This is a genomic window from Nonomuraea dietziae (genome assembly GCF_014195505.1).
In the GTDB taxonomy this organism is placed as follows: domain Bacteria; phylum Actinomycetota; class Actinomycetes; order Streptosporangiales; family Streptosporangiaceae; genus Nonomuraea; species Nonomuraea roseola.
In genome coordinates, this window is sequence record NZ_JACIBV010000001.1 from 4,299,083 (window position 1) to 4,316,997 (window position 17,915).

Below are 17,915 nucleotides of genomic sequence, written 5' to 3' on the forward strand. Positions count from 1 at the left end.
GGAGCCGGTCAACCTCCGGATTCCCTGTGGATTCCGTCCGTTTCTCCAGTCTCCACCGCGACATCGGCCCCACTGGCCGTTAGGGTTGTCAGATCGCGAAGGCGAGTCGGCGCCTTGCCAGCCGTGTGCAAGCCGCCCTCGCTAACGTGGCTAGCGACCCCCGGCCCCGAGAGATAGCTGAGCGTCTCCCCCGTGAGTGACACCCGATCGTCCTTCCCGGTTTCGGCCCCCAGGAGCAACGGCAGCCAGAGCGCCGCCTCCGAGGCGCCACCTGCCGAGACGGAGAGGGTGGGCGCCCCGTGGCCGCAGGTGGCGCCGGCCCCGCAGGGATGGGGCGCGCAGCAGGCGCCCGAGGCCTCCTTCTGGGGCGCCGAGGGCGCGCAGGAGCGTCCCGAGGCCGAGCCCGAGGAAGAGCCCAAGGCCGCGCCGCGCAAGCGCGAGCCCTACCTCGACAACGTCAAGTTCCTGCTGATCGCCCTCGTGGTCGTGGGCCACTCGCTGGTGCCGACGCTCAACGCCGACTCCTCCAAATCGCTCTACATCTTCATCTACACCTTCCACATGCCGCTGTTCGTCATCGTCAGCGGCTACCTGTCCAGGAACTTCTGGAACTCCAACGCCAAGACGAACAAGCTCGTCGACACCTTCGTCGTGCCGTACGTGATCGTGGAGGTCGGTTACGCCGCGCTGCGCTTCTCCCTCGGGCAGAAGTGGAGCCTCACGATCATCGACCCCGCCTGGCTCAACTGGTACCTGCTCGCCCTGCTGTTCTGGCGGCTGTCCACCCCGGTGTGGAAGCGGATGAAGCATCCCGTCCCCGTGGCGATCGCCATCTACCTGTTCGCCGGGTTCTCGCAGATCTCCGGCGACTTCAGCATGGACCGCTTCTTCGGCCTCCTGCCGTTCTTCGTGATCGGCCTGGTCATGCAGCCCGAGCACTTCGAGATGCTCAACCGTATGTGGGTGAAGATCCTCTCGGCCGTGACGCTGCTGGGCGCCGCGGGGGTGGCCGTCTTCCTCGGTCACAGCAAGTACTCGCTCAAGCCCTTCTACTTCAAGCACAGCTTCCAGGACATGGACCTGTCCTGGTACATGGGCCTCGGGCTGAAGATGGGGCTGCTGATCGCCTCGCTGGCGATGTGCTTCGCCTTCCTCGCGCTGGTGCCGCGCGGCGAGACCTGGTACACCGACCTCGGCACCCGCACGCTCTACGCCTATCTGCTCCACGGCATCCCCGTCCTGATCGCCAAGGAGCAGGGCTGGCTCGACCTGCCGTGGCTGCACGGCCCGCTGGGAGTGCTCGCGATCAGCGCCAGCTGCTTCGCCCTGGCGATCGTGCTGTGCCTGCCGGAGACGCGCACGGTGTTCAAGTGGGTGCTCGAGCCGCGCCTGACCTGGCTCTACCGGCGTCCCTCGGGAAGTTAAACGGCAGTTCCCCCCGCATTCACGCAGGTGATGGCATAGCCGCGCACCATCGCCTATATGCGCGTTTGCGTCGCAACAACCCTCCATCATCCCGAGGACGCCCGGATCATGCACAGGCAGATCAGGGCGCTGCTCGACGCGGGCCACGAGGTGACCTACGTCGCTCCTTTCACCCATTTCAACGTCACACCGATCCCGCCGATCACCGCGGTCGACGTCCGCAGGGGCGGCCGAGCGCGGACGGCGCTGAGGCGCGGCGTCAAGGACGCCGACCTGCTGATCCTGCACGAGGCCGAGCTGCTGCTCGCGCTGCCCTACCGGCATCCGCCCGTCGTGCTCGACGTACGCGACGAGCCGCGGAGCGCGCTCGGCCGCAGGCTCGTGGCCAGGGCCGGACGGCTGCACCACGTCCTCGAACCTGCGGCGGCCGAGGCCACCCAGGTCGCCGACTCCCCTCTGCCCGTGGGCGACACCCGGGTCGTCCACCTCGGCAGGCTGACCACCGCCAAGGGCGTCAACGAGCTGATCGAGCTGGCGGGGCGGCTGGCGCCGCACGGGATCAGGCTCGACCTGATCGGCGCCGCCGACAGGGAGGTCAGGCCGATCCTCAGGGACGCCCAGCGGGTGGGCCTGCTCGACTGGTTCGGCTACGTCCCCAACAGGCACGCCCTGCGCATGGCCGAGGGCGCCCTGGCGGGGCTCTGCCTGTGGCGGGAGCCGTCCTCCAGGCCGCCCACCAAGGTCCTCGACTACATGGGGCGCGGCGTTCCCGTCGTCACGACGCCCGCCGCCGCCGCTGTGGTGGAGGAGGCGCGGTGCGGGGCCGTCGTGCCGTACGGGGACGTGGAGGCGGCCCTGGGAGCCGTCCTGGATCTCAGGGAGGACCCGGTACGGCGGACGGCGCAGGCGGCCAACGGGCACGCGCTCGCCCGCCTGCGCCACCACTGGCCCGACCAGGCCGCCTCCTTCACCGCACGGCTGGAGTCGTGGGCAGGTGTCGCCCACGAACTGGCCGTCTGAGGTGACTCATGGCCGCTGGAGGTCGTAGGTCACGTCGGCGACCCTGACGGTCCTGACCTCGGGATCGTCGATGATCTTGCGCAGCCCGCCCACCGTGGCGTTCGTCACGAACGCGTAGGCCAGCCCGTCGGCCGCGCTCTTCCTGAGCCTGGGGAGGTCGAGCCCGAACTGGCGGAGGTTGTGCTCGTCGTGGTCGCGCAGCGAGCCGACCCAGCGACGAAAGCCGGCCAGATCGTCTTCCTCGCCGGGCCCCTCCCCGAGCTGGTACATGCTCCAGGTGATCGGCGTGGATCTCGGCCTGTTCTCGTAGACGATCCTCTCCGCGTTCAGACCCGTCCTGGTCAGGAAGGCGGCGAGGTCCTTGGCGTTGAGCGGCCTGGCCGGCTCGACGACCGCCAGCGCGGTCAGGCCCTCGGGCAGCCTGGTGATGACCTTGCGCATGTCCTCCTTCGGCTGGTTGCCCGTGCCGACGTTGTAGAGGCCGTAGGTGAGGCTCGTCTCGGTCGCGTGTCCGAGCGGCGGCGCCTGCACCCTGCCGAAGAAGTCCTGCTCCACGCGCAGCGCCTGGGCGTCGGCGCCGGCGAAGAAGCCGCCCATGGCCCGCTCCGGCCTGACGTCGACGGTGAAGGACATCCCGGTCAGCGAGATGTCACAGCACTCCCGCTCCTGGATCACGTATCCGGGATTGGCCAGTTGCAGGGCGGTGCCCAGTACGTCCACCATCCGCCGCTCCCTGTCACCGCGCTCCTGGATCAGGCGGGAGCCGAACACCGCGGCCAGCGACACGACGAGCAGGACGGCGAGCACCACCGCGGCGGTGCGCAGGATGCCGAGCCGTACGGCCCGTCTGGTCCTCTTGGGATCGAACTCGGGGATCAAATGGTGCTCCCGTACATCTCGGCGAAGGCCTTGCGGGCCCGCCAGGCGGCGGTCTTGACGGAGGAGGGCGAGCGGCCGGTCATCGCGGCCACCTCCATGAGGGAGAACCCTTCGAAGTAGACGAGCGTGAGGAGCTCGCGGTGCTGAGGGAGCAGCCGCGCGAGCGCGTCCCTGACGTCGAGGCCCGCCATGTCCATCGGCGGCACGCCCAGCTCGTCGGGGTCGGGCAGGGGCAGTTCCGTACGGCGGCGCCGTACGTGGTCGATGAGGACGTTCCTGGCGATCGCCAGCAGCCAGGCGGCGGGGCTGCCGCCGCGGTGGCCGAGAAACGCCCTGGTGGCCTTGACGAACGTCTCCTGGGCGAGGTCCTCGGCCAGGTGGGGATCGCGGGTGCGGCGCAGGAGATAGCCGCACACGAGCGGCCAGTGCTCGCGATACAACTCCTCGATGATGCTCGCCTCCGCGTGGTTTCGGCAGTCACATCATCTGGAGACGTGGACGGCGGCGCGATGGTCACATGTACTGGAGGCATGGCTTCGCATCTGATCCAGGGACGTACGATCACCATGCCCGTGAGGGTGACCGACGCCACCGTCTGCAGCGCCATGTACCCCGTCCGCGCCGACGCGGCCCGCGCCGTGATCGCCTATTCCGGCCTCGACGTGGCCGAGGTCCTGCCCGGCAAGGCCGTCTGCACGCTGGTGTTCGTCGAGTACCGCGACAGCGACCTCGACTCCTACCACGAGTTCGGCGTCACCTTCCTGGTCAGGCCGCCCGACGCCTCCCGGGCCAGGAGCACGGGGCTGGCCACGCTGAGGAACGCGGGCGCCTTCGTCCACTGGCTGCCGGTGGACCAGGGCTTCACGCTGGAGGCGGGTCGCACGCTCTGGGGCTTCCCCAAGGAGCTGGCCGACATCGAGCTGCGGCTGTCGTCGCCGTACAAGCGCTGCATCCTGCGCAAGGACGGGCGGCTCGTGGTGGACATGCTCGTCAGGCCGGGCGTGCCGGTGGCCGGAGCGGCGGCGGCGACCCCGCTGACCGCCTACACCCACCAGGACGGCGTCACCAGGCGCGTGCCCGCCAAGATGTGGGCGCGAGGGATGCGGGTGCGCCCAGGAGGGGCGCTGATCCGCCTGGGCAACCATCCGATCGCCAAGGAGCTCAGCGAGCTGGGCCTGCCCAAGCGCGCGCTGATGTCCACGACCCTGCGCGCCTCCATGACCTTCGGTACGGCGGAGGCCGCCTGATCACACGATCGGCGGACGGCCCAGCTTCACCATGCGCCAGGCGGTGCGCCAGGCCATCGGCCTGCGCTCGCCGGCAGGGGTGCGAAGACCCTCGACGAAACCCTGGAACCACGCCTGGATCGCCACGCCCGAGCGGCGCTCGCGCACCAGCGTCAGCACCACCCAGTCGAGCAGGTAGAGCGCGGCCAGCGGCCACGGCAGGTTGCGGCGCGCCAGCCACACCCTGTTGCGGGCGTTGAGCCGGTAGAACTCCGCGTGCCTGGTCGGCGGCACCTGCGGGTGGTACATGACCGTCTCGGCGTCGTACTCGATCCGGTAGCCCTCGCCCAGCAGCCGCCAGGCCAGGTCGGTCTCCTCGTGCGCGTAGAAGAACCGCTCGGGCAGCCCGCCGACCTGCAGGAAGGCCGACCTGCGGATCGCCGAGGCGCCGCCGAGGAAGGTGGTGACGGGTGAGGAGCGCTCGGGGTCGCCCGCGCGCAGGCGCGGCACGTGGCGGCGCTGGCCGATGCCGCCGTCGGGGTCCATCACCCTGAAGGAGATGACGGCGAGGTCGGGCTCGGTGGCGAAGCGGTCGCGCACGTGCGCGACGACCTTCTGGTTGGCGTACCAGCCGTCGTCGTCGAGGAACAGCACGACGTCGCCCGAGCACTCCTCGACCCCGCGGTTACGACCAGCGGGAATACCGGTGTTGTGGGCCAGCCGCACGGTTTTCACCGACGCCGCGGAGCCGTCGGGCGGTGTCGCCGTCACGTCGGGAACGTCGGCCCCGTTGCCCACGATCACCACCTCGACGTCGCCGTCGACCTGGTTGAGCGCGGACTCGACCGCCCGGTTGAGCTCGGCGACCCGGTTGCCCATGGTGAGGATGACGCACGAGATCTTCAACGGGTCATCGCCTTGACGCGTCGAGAGCACGAGCGGAGCATTCTTTCATGATCACCGAGTCTGCTGGGGTATGCCATATCCGGATTGGTGAAGACAAGAGTATCGGAACCGTCAGTGAACCCCCACCGAACGGAGGGCGTCTGATCAATTCGACGGGTACGGCGCCCCGACGGTTCCGGGTCACGCTAGCCGCCTGGAGGCCAGAATGCTCACCAGATGGAGGATCACTTGAAGTGCGGCCGCCACGGCGCAGGCCACGACGAGCACCTTCGAGGCGGTGAGATCGCCGAGGACCAGGTCGATCACGGCCGCGACCAGCGCGAGCAGTGACAGCTCGATCGGCTGCACGATCCGGTGGAACTTCGTCGCCCCCAGCACCCGCCGGCCGAACCCGAGCAGGCCGGAGCGGATCTGCCCAGCGGAGTCCTCGGTGGCGCTCTTCAGACCGCCCTTGGCCCGCGCCACGTCCACGAGGTCGGTCTCGGCCTTGATGAGGATCGCGCCGAGCGCGGCGGCGAACCCCAGCACGGTGTACCAGTCGGGCAGGACGCTCGAGGCCCGCCAGCCGAGGCCCGCCAGCAGCGCGGCCTCGGTGAAGTAGGCGCCGACCCTGTCGAGGTAGACGCCGGTCAGCGAGGTCTTCCCGGTCCAGCGGGCCAGCTCGCCGTCGGAGCAGTCGAGGAGCAGGTAGACCTGGACGAGCAGGGCGGCGCCCACGGCGGCCCACAGGCCTGGCAGCGCGAGCACCACACCCGCCACGACGCCGGCCGCCGTCATCACCCAGGTCAGCTGGTTGGGCGTGACCGATGTCCTGGTCAGCAGCCAGGTGACGCGGAGAGAGAGCCTGCGCATGTAGAGCACGCCGGCCCAGTGCTCGCCGTTCCTCCGCTCGAGGTGGCCGGCGGGCTGGGCGACCGCCCGCAGCTCAGCTACCGAAGGCCCGGACATAGCTCTCCACCCGATCGCGAACCTCTGACTCGGAAAGCCTCAGGTGCTCGAGGATCGTGTAGCGACCTGGACGGGTGGAGGGCGCCAGCATGACGGCCTCGGTGAACTGCTCCACGCTGAGGCCGATGTCGCCGGGCGTGACGGGCAGCTGGTGCTGCCTGAGGCAGTCGACCACCTGCGCCAGCCTGCCCTGGTCCTCCCTGAGGAAGAAACAGAAGGCGGCACCGATCCCGGCGAGCTCGCCATGGTTGGACGTGCCGGGGAAGAGCTGATCCACGGCATGAAGGATCTCATGATCTCCGCCACTCGAGGGACGCGAGGAGCCGGCGATCACCATGGACATGCCCGACAGGATCAGCGACTCGGCCAGAACGGTCAGGAACGCGTCGGACTCGATGGAGTCCTTGCGGCCGATCAGCGCCTCGGCCGAGGTGCGCGCCATCGAGCAGGCCAGGCCGTCGATCGGCTCGCCCCGCTCGACGTTGGCCAGCTGCCAGTCCTCGATCGCCGACAGGTTGCTGACCACGTCGCCCACGCCCGACCTGACGAGCGCGTCGGGAGCGGCCTGCACGAAGTCGAGGTCGACGAGGATGGCCAGCGGCATCGGCACCCCGAAGGAGCCCTTGCCGCCCTCGTAGACCAGCGAGGCGGTCGGCGAGCAGATACCGTCGTGGGACAGGTTGGTGGCCACGGCCACCATCGGGATCCCCGCCAGGGAGGCGGCGTACTTGGTGGCGTCGATCGTGCGGCCTCCGCCGACGCCCACGACCACCTCGTAGGCGCCCTTGCGCAGGTCGGCGCCGAGCGAGACGGCGGCGTCGACCGAGCCGTCCGCGACGCGGAACACCTCCGCCTCGGAGAGGGTCAGAGCGATGAGACCCTCGATGTGGTCACCCTGACCGGGGCCGACCGCGACGGCGACCCTGCCTGAGGTGGCCACCCTGCTGTCGGCCAGGAGCGCGCCGAGCTGTGCGACCGCGCCCCGCCGTACCTCGATGGTGAGGGGCGCGGGCAGCATCCTCGCTAGAAGCGGCATCTAGCCTCCCCTAGTAACGGGCGGCGATGTCGCGGGCCTTGTTCAGGTCGTCGTGGTTGTCGACCTCGACCCACTCGACCTTGCCGATCGGCGCGACGTGGATCTGCTCACCGCGCTCGACCATCTCCTGGTAGCCGTCCTCGTAGTAGAGCTGAGGGTCGCGCTCGAAGGTGGCCTGCAGGGCGTCGGCGAGCTTCTGCGCGGCGCCGGGGCGGATGAGGGTCGCGCCGATGTACTCGCCGTAGGCGTCGGCGGGGTCCATGAGCTTGGTGATGCGCTGGAGCGAGCCGTCGCGCAGGGTCACCTTCATCTCCTCGTCGGCCAGCGACTTGACGTCGTCGACCGCGAGCAGGATGTCGCTGGTGACCGGAGCCGACAGCAGCGTCTCCTCGACCGAGACCGGATGCACGGTGTCGCCGTTGACCAGCAGCGCGCCCTGCGCGAAGTGCTCGCGCGCGCACCACAGGGAGTAGGCGTTGTTCCACTCCTCGGCCTTGTCGTTGTGCACGAGCTCGATCTTCACGCCGTAACGCCGTTCGAAGTCGGCCTTGCGCTCTTGTACGGCCTGCGCCGCGTATCCGACCACGATCACCACGTCACGCAGGTCGACCGCCGCGAGGTTGCGCAGCGAGATGTCCATGATCGTGGTTTCTCCGTCGACCGGCACGAGCGCCTTGGGCAGCGTGTCGGTGTACGGCCGCAGGCGTCGTCCGGCCCCGGCGGCCAGCACCATTCCCAGCAACGTGCACTCCTCAGTCGAGCATGACTACGTAAGACCCCAAAGGTTAGTTGCCTGGAGGGCCTGATCGTGTAATCCGGAGCGAAGGAGCTCGGCGGGAGTGAGCGAGGATCAACCCGATGCCAACGAGCGCCGAGCGGTCGCGACCGTCAAACACGAGCGAAGGAGCTCGGCGGGAGTGAGCGAGGATCAACCCGATGCCAACGAGCGCCGAGCGGTCGCGACCGTCAAACACGAGCGAAGGAGCTCGGCGGCAGGCAGCGAGAATCAACCCAACGCCAACGAGCGCCGAGCGGTCGCGACCGTCGAACACCGTGTCACGGCCGTCCCACACGGCTTCAGTCGGCGGTCCCCGTGTCGGCCGCGTCCACGCCGGAGCGAGGGGCGGCGAGCCAGCACGTCATGGACTCCCAGCCGAACAGGCACCACAGGTAGACCGTCAGCAGCACGCACACCGCCGTCATCTGGCCGATGATCACACCGGCCGCCACCACCAGCATGCGTCCGTCCCATCCGAGACCCGCGGTGGCCAGCCAGTGCGGCGGGTAGACGCGCTGCCTGATGCGATAGACCAGGTCGTAGTGGTGGAAGGCCATCGCCCCGAGCAGCGCGAAGATCATCACCGGGTGCAGGTCGTGGCCGAAACAGACGGCGGCGACGAAGACGTACTCGGTGGTCCGCAGGATCGGAGGGACGAACCAGTCGAGTCTTCCGTCGTGCGGGTGCGAGCTGCCGGGCCCCGCCAGCAGCAGCGCCACGGCGGGAGCGAACACGGCCAGTCCGTCAGTGCCGCCCACGCCGACCAGAAGCAGGATGCCGGTGACGAACGCCCCCGCGATCGCGGGCGGCAGCGGCGGCAGCTGGCCCGCCACGAGCGCGCCCATGCCGCGCGAGAACGGCCCGTCGTCGCGGTAGGCGACCACGGTGCTGCGGGGTACGGGAACCATGTGGACCGAGATCATGAGGTGGACCTCGCGATCCTGCCGACGAGTTGGTAGAGCAGGGCAAGCCCGCCCCATGCGAGCAGCGCGGTGAAGGTCACCTTGGCGTTGAAGAACGCGGCGGTGATCGCGATCAGCGCCATGCGCTCGCCGATCGGCAGGACGATCATCTTCTTGAGCCAGCGGGCGACCGTCTCGCGCTCGAGCCGCTGCGCGAGCCCGAGCACTCCGCGCCGCGGCGCGGCGGAACGGCCCACGTCCTCCGACTCCAGCAGCGACCTCGGCGGCCTGGCCCACGTGGCGCCGACGCGCCTGGCGTCGGCCACCGCACCCTTGTAGGAGAAGTCGACCATGTGCCTGAGCATCTGGAGGATCATCGCCGCCACCGCCATCCGCCAGATGCCCTCCGGTCCTCCGTTGGCGGCGTCGTGACCCGCGGAGTAGCCGATGGCGAGGCCGACGTAGACGATGTACTCCTTCAGCCTGTCGGCCATCGCGTCGACCCAGGCGCCGAGGCGTGAGAACGTGCGGGTGTAGCGGGCGAGCTGGCCGTCCACGCAGTCGAGCACGAACGACAGCAGCACCAGCGCCGCGCCGAGGATCTGGGCGCCCCTGGTGCCCTCCGAGAACCACACCGCCGCCAGGACCGCGAGCCCCACCGAGATGCCCGTCACCGCGTTGGGCGTCAGCTTCAGCCTCGCGGCCAGCCGGACCAGGTGCGGCGACCACGAACTGACGAAGAAGGTGGCGAAGAAGCCGTCGTCGACCTTGACCGCGGTGTCGAGCCGTACCTTGGCCTCGTCCACGTCGGACAGGCGGGTCACGGCCAGGTCGGCGGCCGACTGGGCGGCCACCCTGTCGGCGTGCAGCGGTCCGAGCTGCGCGGCGCGCACGCCCACGCCCGAGCGGACGAGGCCGACCAGCAGCAGGTCGATGGCCTCGATCGGGGTGACGGGGCCGAGGCGGCCTGTGTCGGCGAGCTCGGCCAGTTCGTCGGCGATGTCGGCCAGGGTGCCGAGGGCGGCCTCGCCGACCTGCAGCACGCCCCTGAAGGTGGCGTTGGCCTCGGGCACGAGGTGGTAGGAGCTGCCGGCCGCCACGACCCTGCCGTTCTCGACCCTGACGGGCGGGCGCAGCGGCCCGACGGTGGCGTCGGCGCTGACCAGCGCGCCGGTGTTGCGCGAGGGGTGCTCCACGAGCACGGCCAGCGCCTCGGTGTGGGCGACGAGGTCGGCGGGCAGCAGCACGAGCGTGCCCGTGGAGATGCGCGCGATCTTGGCCACCCCGCGCAGGTCGGCGCCGAGGCCGCCGCCCTGCGGCACCACGTGCACGTCGCGCACGGGCAGCATCAGCAGCTGGTCGTTGACCCTGTCGAGCAGGGTGCCGTCCGCGCACGACAGCCGGGCGGCCGGAGTGGTGGCGAGCACCACGGCCGCCGCCGTGAGGCCCTCTCGGGTGGTGGTGGATTCTGGCACGCGCGGTTCTCCTTCGGATACGAGGAGTGCGTTGCCCAGCGTAGCGACCGCCTGACCGCAAATCACGAGTGCGCGGCCGCGACGCGCGTGACCGTTACGCTCGCTATATGAAATCTGGGCTGCGCACTGTGGGAGTGCTCCTCGCCGGGGGCGTCGGTCAGCGTGTCGGGCTCGGCGCCCCGAAGCAGCTCATCAGGATCGCCGGCCGGTCGATCATCGAGCACACCCTCGCCCTGTTCAACGCCTCGCCCGAGATCGACGAGATCATAGTGCTGATGACCCCGGGTTTCACGGCCGAGGTCGGCGAGCTGGTCGCCGCGCGCGGTTTCGGCAAGGTGAGCCACGTGCTGGAGGGCGGCGCCACCCGTTCCGAGACCACCTGGCGGGCGCTGCGGGCGCTGGGCGACGCCGAGTGCAACGTGCTCCTCCACGACGCCGTACGGCCGCTGCTGGAGCCCCGGATCATCACGGAGTGTGTCGAGGCGCTGAAGGAGGCGAGCGCGGTCGAGGTCGCCATCCCGAGCTCGGACACGATCGTCGTGACGGCGCAGGGCCCCGGCGGCGAGGTCGTCAGGGAGGTCCCCGACCGGTCGCGGCTGCGTCGCGTCCAGACACCCCAGGGCTTCAGGCTGTCGGTGATCCGCGAGGCGTACGAGCGGGCCTTCGCCGACCCCGGGTTCACGCTGCGGCCCGCGACCGACGACTGCGGCGTGGTGCTGCGGTACCTGCCAGAGGTGCCGATCGTGGTCGTGCCGGGCAGCGAGCGCAACATCAAGGTCACCCACCCCGTCGACGTGCACATCGCCGAGCGGCTCTTCCAACTGGCGGCCTCCGCGGCTCCCCTGCCCTCGCAGGACGTCCTGCGCGAGGCGCTCGACGGCAGGAGCGTGGTCGTCTTCGGCGGCGGCCACGGGATCGGTGCCGCGGTGGCCGAGCTCGCACGCGGCCACGGCGCCGTCGTGCGCTCCTTCTCCCGCTCGCTGGACGGCGTGCGCGTGGAGGACGCCGCCTCGGTCGCCAAGGCGCTGGCCGAGGTGGGCAGCGTCGACTTCGTGGTGAACGCCGCCGAGGTGCTGCACGTGGGCAGGCTGGCTGAGGCCTCGGAGGCGGTCGTCGCCGGGGCCGTGGACGTCAACGTGCTCGGCCCGGTGAACGTGGCACGCGCCGCCCACCCCTATCTCAGGGAGAGCGGTGGCGCGTTGCTGTTCTACACCGCGCCCGGTCCACGGCGCGGGCAGGCGGGACACGGTCTCTACTGCGCGACCAAGGCCGCCGTCGTCGAGCTCACGCGGGCGCTGGCCGACGAGTGGGAGGGTGAGGGGATCAGGGTGAACTGCGTCAACCCCTGTCGTCCCGGCACGCCGGTGGGCGCCTCGGGGCAGGAGCCGCACGCCCTGCCTTCGCCGCGCGCGGTCGCCGTGACCTCGATAGGGGTGCTGGCCTCGGGCCTGACGGGTCAGGTCGTCGACGTCCTCGCCGACGACGAGTGACCCGGCCCCTGGTGGAGGGGCCGGGTCGGCGAGGTGACAGGAAGGTCAGCGCGGGGGTCTGGCGAGCTTGCGGGGGCTGGTGAGGAAGCCCCAGCCCCACGACATGTGCATGGCCGCGTAGACGAACGGCAGCGCGAACCTGGCCCGCGCGGGCAACCCGCTGCCGGTCACCATCGAGCCGCCGGTGATCGCCAGCACGTAGCCGCCTGGAATGATCAACGCGAGCGGGAAGAACGGCGAGACCAGCAGCCCTGCCGCGATCGCGACCACCGCGGCGGGCGGGGCGAGGTAGCGCAGGTTGATCGTGCCCTCGTGGGTGCGCGCCACGACGCGCCGCCACCTGCCGTAGTGGAAGTACTGCTTGGCCAGGGCCCGCAGGTTCGGCCTCGGCCGGTAGGTGACGCGCATCCTGGGCTGGAACCACACCAGGCCGCCGCTCTCGCGGATGCGGTGGTTCATCTCCCAGTCCTGGGCGCGCTGGAAGTGCTCGTCGTAGCCGCCGACCCGTTTCAGGGCCGAGCGTCTGAACACGCCGAGGTAGACGGTGTCGGCGGGGCCCGCCGTGCCGCCCACGTGGAAGGCGGCCGAGCCGACGCCGATCTTGGAGGTCATCGCGCGGGCGACGGCCTGCTCGAAGGCGGTGACGCCCTCGGCCGCCATGACGCCGCCGACGTTGTCGGCTCCGGTCTCCTCCAGCGTCTCGACCGCCACCCTGAGGTAGTCGTCGGGCAGCATGGCGTGCCCGTCGACCCTGGCGATGATCTCGTGGCGGGAGGCGCCGATGGCGGCGTTGAGCGCGTTAGGGGTGCGCCCGGTCGGGTTGGCCACCACGGTCACCCTGGGGTCCGCCGCCGCGATCGCGTCGGCCACCTCCTGGGTGCGGTCGCGTGAGGGCCCGACGGCGAGCACGACTTCGATGGGGCCTGGGTAGGCCTGGGCGAGGATCTGGTCGACGGCCTCGCGCAGGTGCCGTTCCTCGTTGAGGATCGGCATCACGACGGAGATCGCCGGCCAGGCGCGCGTCTGAGGGAACGCGGGCTGCGCGGGCGAGTCGGGGAACTGCTTCATGGCGGGCCTCACGCTACTGTACGACGAGGGGAGGAGAGCAATCCCTGCGGTGTTTGGAGGGGTGCCTTGGAGGAGGATGACGCGGGCGTCGTCGTGGGCGGTGACGCTCCAGGGAGCGTCAGGCTCTCCGGACGCCGACCTCCGCGTAGACCCGGCAGGGGCGCGAGGGCGAGGCGGCGCAATCTGATCGTCGCCGGCTCCATGTCGGCGCTCGTCCTGGCCGGCACCGGCTGGGTGTGGGCGACGCCGCAGAAGATCGGCTCGGTCGACGCCGGGCTCAGCGGCACCGAGCAGGCGCCGCACGGGGCGATGAACATCCTGCTGGTCGGCGTGGACAAGCGCGACGACCTCACCCGCAAGGAGCAGAACAGGCTCAAGCTCGGTCGCGAGGTGGGCGAGCGCACCGACACGATGATGCTCATCCACCTGTCGGAGGACCACCGCAAGGTGACCGTGGTCAGCCTCCCGCGCGACACCTGGACGACCATTCCTGGCAAGGGCCAGCACAAGATCAACTCCGCCTACCAGTTCGGCGGCGCGAAGCTGGCCCGCCAGACCGTGCAGCAGGCCACGGGGCTGCCGATCACCCGGTACATCGAGGTGAACGTCCTCGGCTTCGTGAACGTGGTCGACAGGCTCGGCGGGGTGACCGTCTGCACGCCTGTGCCGATCAACGACCCCAAGACGGGGCTCGGCCTCGCCGCGGGCACCCACGCGCTCGACGGCGCCAAGGCGCTCGGCTACGCCCGCACCAGGGCGACCGCCCGCTCCGACCTCGACCGCATCGACCGCCAGCAGCAGGTCATCTCGGCCATGCTGAGCAAGGCGCTGTCCAACCCCGCCAACCTGATCTCCTTCGTCAACTCCTCGCTCGCCACGATCAAGGTCGATCCCGACGACGGGCTCGTGCCGCTGGTCGAGCAGCTCAAGAACGTCTCGCTCGACGACGTGAAGTTCGCCAGCGTGCCCCTGGCCGACGTGAACTTCAAGACGCCGACGGGCGAGTCGGCCGTGCTCTGGGACAAGGCGCGGGCCGCCGACCTGTTCCGGCGCATCGCCGCCGACCAGGACCTCGCCAAGCCCGCGCCGAAGCCGTCCGTCAAGCCGACGCAGTCGCTCAGGACCGTGCCGCCGGAGCAGATCACGGTCAAGGTGCTCAACGGCACGCTCATCAGCGGGCTCGGCGCGCGCACCAAGGCGGGCCTGGTGGACGCCGGGTTCAAGGTGCCGGGCGAGCCGGGCAACACCACGCGCAAGGACTTCGCGAAGACCGTCGTGCGCTACGGCGAGGGCATGGAGGCGTCGGCGAGGACCGTGGCCGCGGCCATCCCCGGGGCCGAGCTCAAGCGGACCGACGTCAAGGGCATCGAGGTCGTCGTGGGCCAGGACCAGCCGAAGGTGGGCAGGCCCAAGACGGCCACGTCGCCGTCCACCTCACCCTCTCCGCAGGTCACGCCCACCACTCGGACGGCAAGCCAGAACATCTGCAAGAAAGACGGATAACACGGCGCTTCTTGGGCAGTTTTCTACCATGGTGGTCAGGTCATGGACGGATGGTCGTTTCGCGCTGGTTCAAGCAATAGGTGACCTGGATATGGCAGCCGTCCCCCTGCTACGTGAGGAGCTCGACCAGGTCCTGGCGCCCATGCACGGCCCCCAGCTGGCCATCGACCTGACCGAGGTGCCGTTCTGCGACTCGGTGGGCCTGGGCCTGCTGGTCTCGACGCTGACCAGGGTCAAGGAGATGCACGGGCGGCTCATCCTCGTGGTGGGCTCCGGCATGATCCCGCATCTGCTGGCGATCACGAACCTCGACCGCCACTTCGAGCTGACCGACACCGTCGACGGCGCCCGCCAGACCCTCGCCGCCTGACCCCCGCCGCGCGCACGCGATCTCCATCCGCCAGGATGGTGACGCGTCGACACTGGGGGGGTTCCTATGAGGCTTGGCGTGATGTTCGACCGCGATCTGCCGCCCGAGCGGCTGGTCCCGTTCGCGCGGGCGCTCGACTCGAAGGTCGACGACCTCTGGGTGGTGGAGGACCTGGGCTGGACCGGCGGCCTCACCTCGGCGGCCACCGCGCTCGCCGTCACCTCGCGGCTGCGGGTCGGCCTCGGCATCGCGCCCGCGCCGCTGCGCAACCCCATGCTGCTGGCGATGGAGTTCGCCAACCTGGCCAGGCTCTTCCCCGCACGCTTCGTCGGCGGCGTCGGGCACGGTGTGCAGGACTGGATGCGCCAGGTCGGCGCGGCCTCGCCGTCCCCGCTCACGCTGCTGGAGGAGACGATCACGTCGGTGCGGGCGCTGCTGCGCGGCGAGACGGTGACCGGCGGCAGGCTCGACGGCGTGCGGCTGGTGCACCCGCCTGCGGTGGTGCCGCCGGTCGTGGCCGGGGTGAAGGGCCCCCGCTCGCTGGCCCTGTCGGGCAGGGTGGCGCAGGGCACGATCCTGCCCGAGGGCTTCGGTCCAGGCTCGATCGCCCCGATGCTGGAGCAGATCTCGCCTTCGGGCGAGCACGAGCTGATCGTCTTCACCCACCTGTGCGTCGGGGACACCACCGACCTGGAGGGGCAGAGGGCGGGCGCGGCGGAGTTCCTGTCGGTCGACCCCTCTGAGGTGTTCGCCGCCGAGGGCACGTCCGCGCAGGCGGCCGAGGCCGTCAAGGCGCTGTGGGCCGCGGGCGCGGACACCGTCGTGCTGCGCCCCGTCGGCGACGACCCGCTCGCCCATGTCGAGAAGGTGCTGTCCGCCCTGTGATCGCTCTGGACGATCGGCCGATGGCAGATCGTCCGGATGGCCGATAGCACCGAGGGAGATCGGCGACACGATCGCTGTCATGAAGCGGATGACGGCACTGGCCGTGGCGGGGCTGATCAGCCTGAGCGCCTGCGGTTTCCAGCTCGACAGGACCGAGCGGCACGAGGCCCGAACCTTCCCGCTCAGCGGGACGGCACTCACGATCAAGGTCGGCCTGGGCGGCCTGCGCGTGGTCCCAGGCGACGCCTCGGGGGTGAAGGTGGAGCGCTGGCTGCAGGGCGTGGCGAACAATCCAGGCAGGTCGAGGTGGGAGCTGGCCGGCGGCACGCTGGCGCTCGGCACCGACTGCACGGTCGTGTTCGACACCTGCGCCGCCCGTTACACCGTCCACCTGCCGCCGGGGGTGGATCTGGTCGTCGAGGGGGGCGACGAGAGGGTGACGCTCTCCGGGCTCGCCGACGACGTCGCGGTCTCCACCACCGGCGGCGACATCGTCGCCGAGGGACTGTCCGGCGCGCTGCGCCTGCGCACGCACGAGGGGGCGATCAAGTCGAGGGCCACCCGCTCGGCCGACGTCAGGGCGCGCTCGCGCGAAGGCCACATCACGGTCGGCTTCGCCGCTCCCCCCGGCAAGGTGGACACGCAGTCACGCTCGGGCGGGGTGGCGGTGGCGGTGCCCGAAGGCGAGTACGGGATCACCGCGGTGAGCCGCAACGGCCGCTCCCGCACGGAGCTCAAGGACGCGGGCAGGTCCAGCGCCAGGACGATCGTCGCCAGGAGCGAGGACGGAGACGTGCGCGTCGCCCGGACGTAGCACATCCGTTGGGGCGGTCCGACAGATGCCGCACAGCGCCTGGTACCTTCTCGCAGTCTCGACATTGCGCCAGGGGGAGCCAGATGGTGGAGATCAGACCCTTCCAGCCTTACGACCTGCCCGGGATGTACCGCGTGTGCCTCCAGACGGGCGACTCGGGCAAGGACGCCACCGCGCTCTACCGCGATCCCGACCTGCTCGCGCACATCTACGCGGGGCCGTACCCCGTCGCCGATCCTGGGCTCAGCTTCGTCGCCGTGGACCAGCAGGGCGTGCTCGGCTACATCATCGCCACGGCCGACACCGTGGCCTTCGAGCACTGGACGGAGGAGCACTGGTGGCCGGGGCTGCGGGCCCGCTACCCCCTCTCGATGGCCGCCGACCCCGGCAACGGCACCCAGGACTGGTGGTGCGTGGAACGCATCCACAACGCCAGGCCCACCCCCGACGAGCTGTACGACCGCTTCCCCGCCCACCTGCACATCGACGTCCTGCCCAGGGGACAGGACGCGGGGCTGGGCAGGCAGCTCATGAAGACGCTGCTCGAGGCCCTGCGCGTACGGCAGGTGCCTGGCGTGCACCTGGGCGTGGGAGAGGGCAACACCGGAGCGTTCGCCTTCTACCAGGCGATGGGCTTCTCGGTGCTGCGTCCGGATACGTGGGGCTCGACTATGGCGCGCACCATTCTGGACGTGTAGTATCCAGAATATGCGGATGAGCGAGGGCGTCGAGTGGGCGCTCCACAGCTGCCTCAACCTCTCGTGGATCGAGACGGGCGAGGCGATGACGGCGGCCAGGCTGGCGGCCTTCTACAACCTGCCCACGGCCTACCTCAACAAGCAGCTCCAGGCCCTGGCCAGGGCCGGGATCCTCACCTCGACCTCGGGCCCGAGAGGTGGCTTCCGCCTGGCCCGCCCCCTCGACCGGATCACCCTCATGGACGTGGTGACGGCGATCGAGGGAGGCGAGGAGGCGTTCAGGTGCGAGCAGATCCTCAGGGCGGGCCCCGGCGGCAGTCCGCACGTCGACTACAAGAAGAACTGCGTGATCTCGCAGGCCATGCGCAAGGCCGAGCTGGCCTGGCGGCGTGAGCTGGCAGGCCAGACCCTGGCCGACATCAGGAACACCGTCGAGAGCCGGTTCCCCGGAACGCCCGACAGCACCCGCGCGTGGTTCGCGCGGACCTGATC

At 70.3% G+C, this 17,915-nt stretch carries 19 protein-coding genes; 10 read left to right on the forward strand and 9 right to left on the reverse strand.

The window, feature by feature from the left end; translation table 11 throughout:
• Positions 1–192: 192 nt before the first annotated feature.
• Together FHR33_RS20315 and FHR33_RS20320 are read left to right on the forward strand one after the other, a co-directional pair.
• Positions 193–1,425 (forward strand): acyltransferase family protein, encoded by a 1,233-nt coding sequence (locus FHR33_RS20315; protein WP_183650056.1) that lies wholly within the window; start codon positions 193–195, stop codon positions 1,423–1,425.
• 108 nt (positions 1,426–1,533) lie between these two features.
• Positions 1,534–2,445 carry a glycosyltransferase gene (locus tag FHR33_RS20320; RefSeq protein WP_246452018.1) on the forward strand — a complete coding sequence of 304 codons (912 nt, stop codon included), beginning with the start codon at positions 1,534–1,536 and terminating at the stop codon, positions 2,443–2,445.
• Between the two features lie 6 nt (positions 2,446–2,451).
• On the opposite strand, the gene FHR33_RS20325 is transcribed toward FHR33_RS20320, so the two are convergent.
• Complete coding sequence (locus tag FHR33_RS20325; protein ID WP_183650062.1) at positions 2,452–3,324, reverse strand: hypothetical protein; 873 nt, start codon at positions 3,322–3,324, stop codon at positions 2,452–2,454.
• Complete coding sequence (locus tag FHR33_RS20330; RefSeq protein WP_183650066.1) at positions 3,321–3,764, reverse strand: RNA polymerase sigma factor; 444 nt, start codon at positions 3,762–3,764, stop codon at positions 3,321–3,323. Before FHR33_RS20330 ends, FHR33_RS20325 begins: the two co-directional genes overlap by 4 nt.
• 90 nt (positions 3,765–3,854) lie before the next feature.
• Here FHR33_RS20330 and FHR33_RS20335 point away from each other — a divergent pair, with 90 nt between their 5' ends.
• A complete protein-coding gene (locus FHR33_RS20335; RefSeq protein WP_183650069.1) occupies positions 3,855–4,571 on the forward strand; it encodes an acetoacetate decarboxylase family protein in 717 nt (238 codons plus the stop codon).
• On the opposite strand, the gene FHR33_RS20340 is transcribed toward FHR33_RS20335, so the two are convergent.
• The 6 genes from FHR33_RS20340 to FHR33_RS20365 all read right to left on the reverse strand — a co-directional run bounded on the left by FHR33_RS20340 (position 4,572) and on the right by FHR33_RS20365 (position 10,595).
• Positions 4,572–5,456, reverse strand: a complete 885-nt coding sequence (locus FHR33_RS20340; protein ID WP_183650072.1) for a glycosyltransferase family 2 protein — start codon at positions 5,454–5,456, stop codon at positions 4,572–4,574. It abuts the gene before it with no gap.
• Positions 5,457–5,636: 180 nt separating this feature from the next.
• Positions 5,637–6,404 (reverse strand): CDP-alcohol phosphatidyltransferase family protein, encoded by a 768-nt coding sequence (locus tag FHR33_RS20345; protein ID WP_183650075.1) that lies wholly within the window; start codon positions 6,402–6,404, stop codon positions 5,637–5,639.
• Positions 6,382–7,422, reverse strand: coding sequence for an iron-containing alcohol dehydrogenase family protein (locus FHR33_RS20350; RefSeq protein WP_183660195.1), 1,041 nt, complete (start codon positions 7,420–7,422; stop codon positions 6,382–6,384). The genes FHR33_RS20345 and FHR33_RS20350 overlap by 23 nt, the downstream gene beginning before the upstream one ends.
• A gap of 28 nt (positions 7,423–7,450) precedes the next feature.
• Positions 7,451–8,182 carry a phosphocholine cytidylyltransferase family protein gene (locus tag FHR33_RS20355; protein WP_183650078.1) on the reverse strand — a complete coding sequence of 244 codons (732 nt, stop codon included), beginning with the start codon at positions 8,180–8,182 and terminating at the stop codon, positions 7,451–7,453.
• 335 nt (positions 8,183–8,517) lie between these two features.
• Positions 8,518–9,141 carry a DUF5941 domain-containing protein gene (locus FHR33_RS51810; RefSeq protein ID WP_183650081.1) on the reverse strand — a complete coding sequence of 208 codons (624 nt, stop codon included), beginning with the start codon at positions 9,139–9,141 and terminating at the stop codon, positions 8,518–8,520.
• A complete protein-coding gene (locus tag FHR33_RS20365; protein ID WP_312895636.1) occupies positions 9,138–10,595 on the reverse strand; it encodes a CDP-alcohol phosphatidyltransferase family protein in 1,458 nt (485 codons plus the stop codon). Before FHR33_RS20365 ends, FHR33_RS51810 begins: the two co-directional genes overlap by 4 nt.
• 107 nt (positions 10,596–10,702) lie before the next feature.
• Here FHR33_RS20365 and FHR33_RS20370 point away from each other — a divergent pair, with 107 nt between their 5' ends.
• On the forward strand, positions 10,703–12,085 hold the full coding sequence (locus FHR33_RS20370) for a bifunctional cytidylyltransferase/SDR family oxidoreductase (protein WP_183650086.1): 1,383 nt from the start codon (positions 10,703–10,705) through the stop codon (positions 12,083–12,085).
• A gap of 45 nt (positions 12,086–12,130) precedes the next feature.
• On the opposite strand, the gene FHR33_RS20375 is transcribed toward FHR33_RS20370, so the two are convergent.
• Positions 12,131–13,153: a glycosyltransferase family 2 protein gene (locus FHR33_RS20375; RefSeq protein WP_183650088.1), complete on the reverse strand. Its 1,023-nt coding sequence runs from the start codon at positions 13,151–13,153 to the stop codon at positions 12,131–12,133.
• Positions 13,154–13,219: 66 nt separating this feature from the next.
• Here FHR33_RS20375 and FHR33_RS20380 point away from each other — a divergent pair, with 66 nt between their 5' ends.
• The 6 genes from FHR33_RS20380 to FHR33_RS20405 all read left to right on the forward strand — a co-directional run bounded on the left by FHR33_RS20380 (position 13,220) and on the right by FHR33_RS20405 (position 17,913).
• Positions 13,220–14,656: an LCP family protein gene (locus FHR33_RS20380; RefSeq protein WP_183650091.1), complete on the forward strand. Its 1,437-nt coding sequence runs from the start codon at positions 13,220–13,222 to the stop codon at positions 14,654–14,656.
• A 28-nt stretch (positions 14,657–14,684) separates the two neighbouring features.
• Positions 14,685–15,026 (forward strand): anti-sigma factor antagonist, encoded by a 342-nt coding sequence (locus FHR33_RS20385; protein WP_183650093.1) that lies wholly within the window; start codon positions 14,685–14,687, stop codon positions 15,024–15,026.
• An 81-nt stretch (positions 15,027–15,107) separates the two neighbouring features.
• On the forward strand, positions 15,108–15,911 hold the full coding sequence (locus tag FHR33_RS20390) for an LLM class flavin-dependent oxidoreductase (RefSeq protein ID WP_183650096.1): 804 nt from the start codon (positions 15,108–15,110) through the stop codon (positions 15,909–15,911).
• 79 nt (positions 15,912–15,990) lie between these two features.
• Positions 15,991–16,725, forward strand: a complete 735-nt coding sequence (locus FHR33_RS20395; RefSeq protein ID WP_183650099.1) for a DUF4097 family beta strand repeat-containing protein — start codon at positions 15,991–15,993, stop codon at positions 16,723–16,725.
• Between the two features lie 83 nt (positions 16,726–16,808).
• Positions 16,809–17,423, forward strand: coding sequence for a GNAT family N-acetyltransferase (locus FHR33_RS20400; protein ID WP_183650102.1), 615 nt, complete (start codon positions 16,809–16,811; stop codon positions 17,421–17,423).
• A 16-nt stretch (positions 17,424–17,439) separates the two neighbouring features.
• Positions 17,440–17,913, forward strand: coding sequence for an RrF2 family transcriptional regulator (locus FHR33_RS20405; protein ID WP_183650105.1), 474 nt, complete (start codon positions 17,440–17,442; stop codon positions 17,911–17,913).
• Positions 17,914–17,915: the final 2 nt, after the last annotated feature.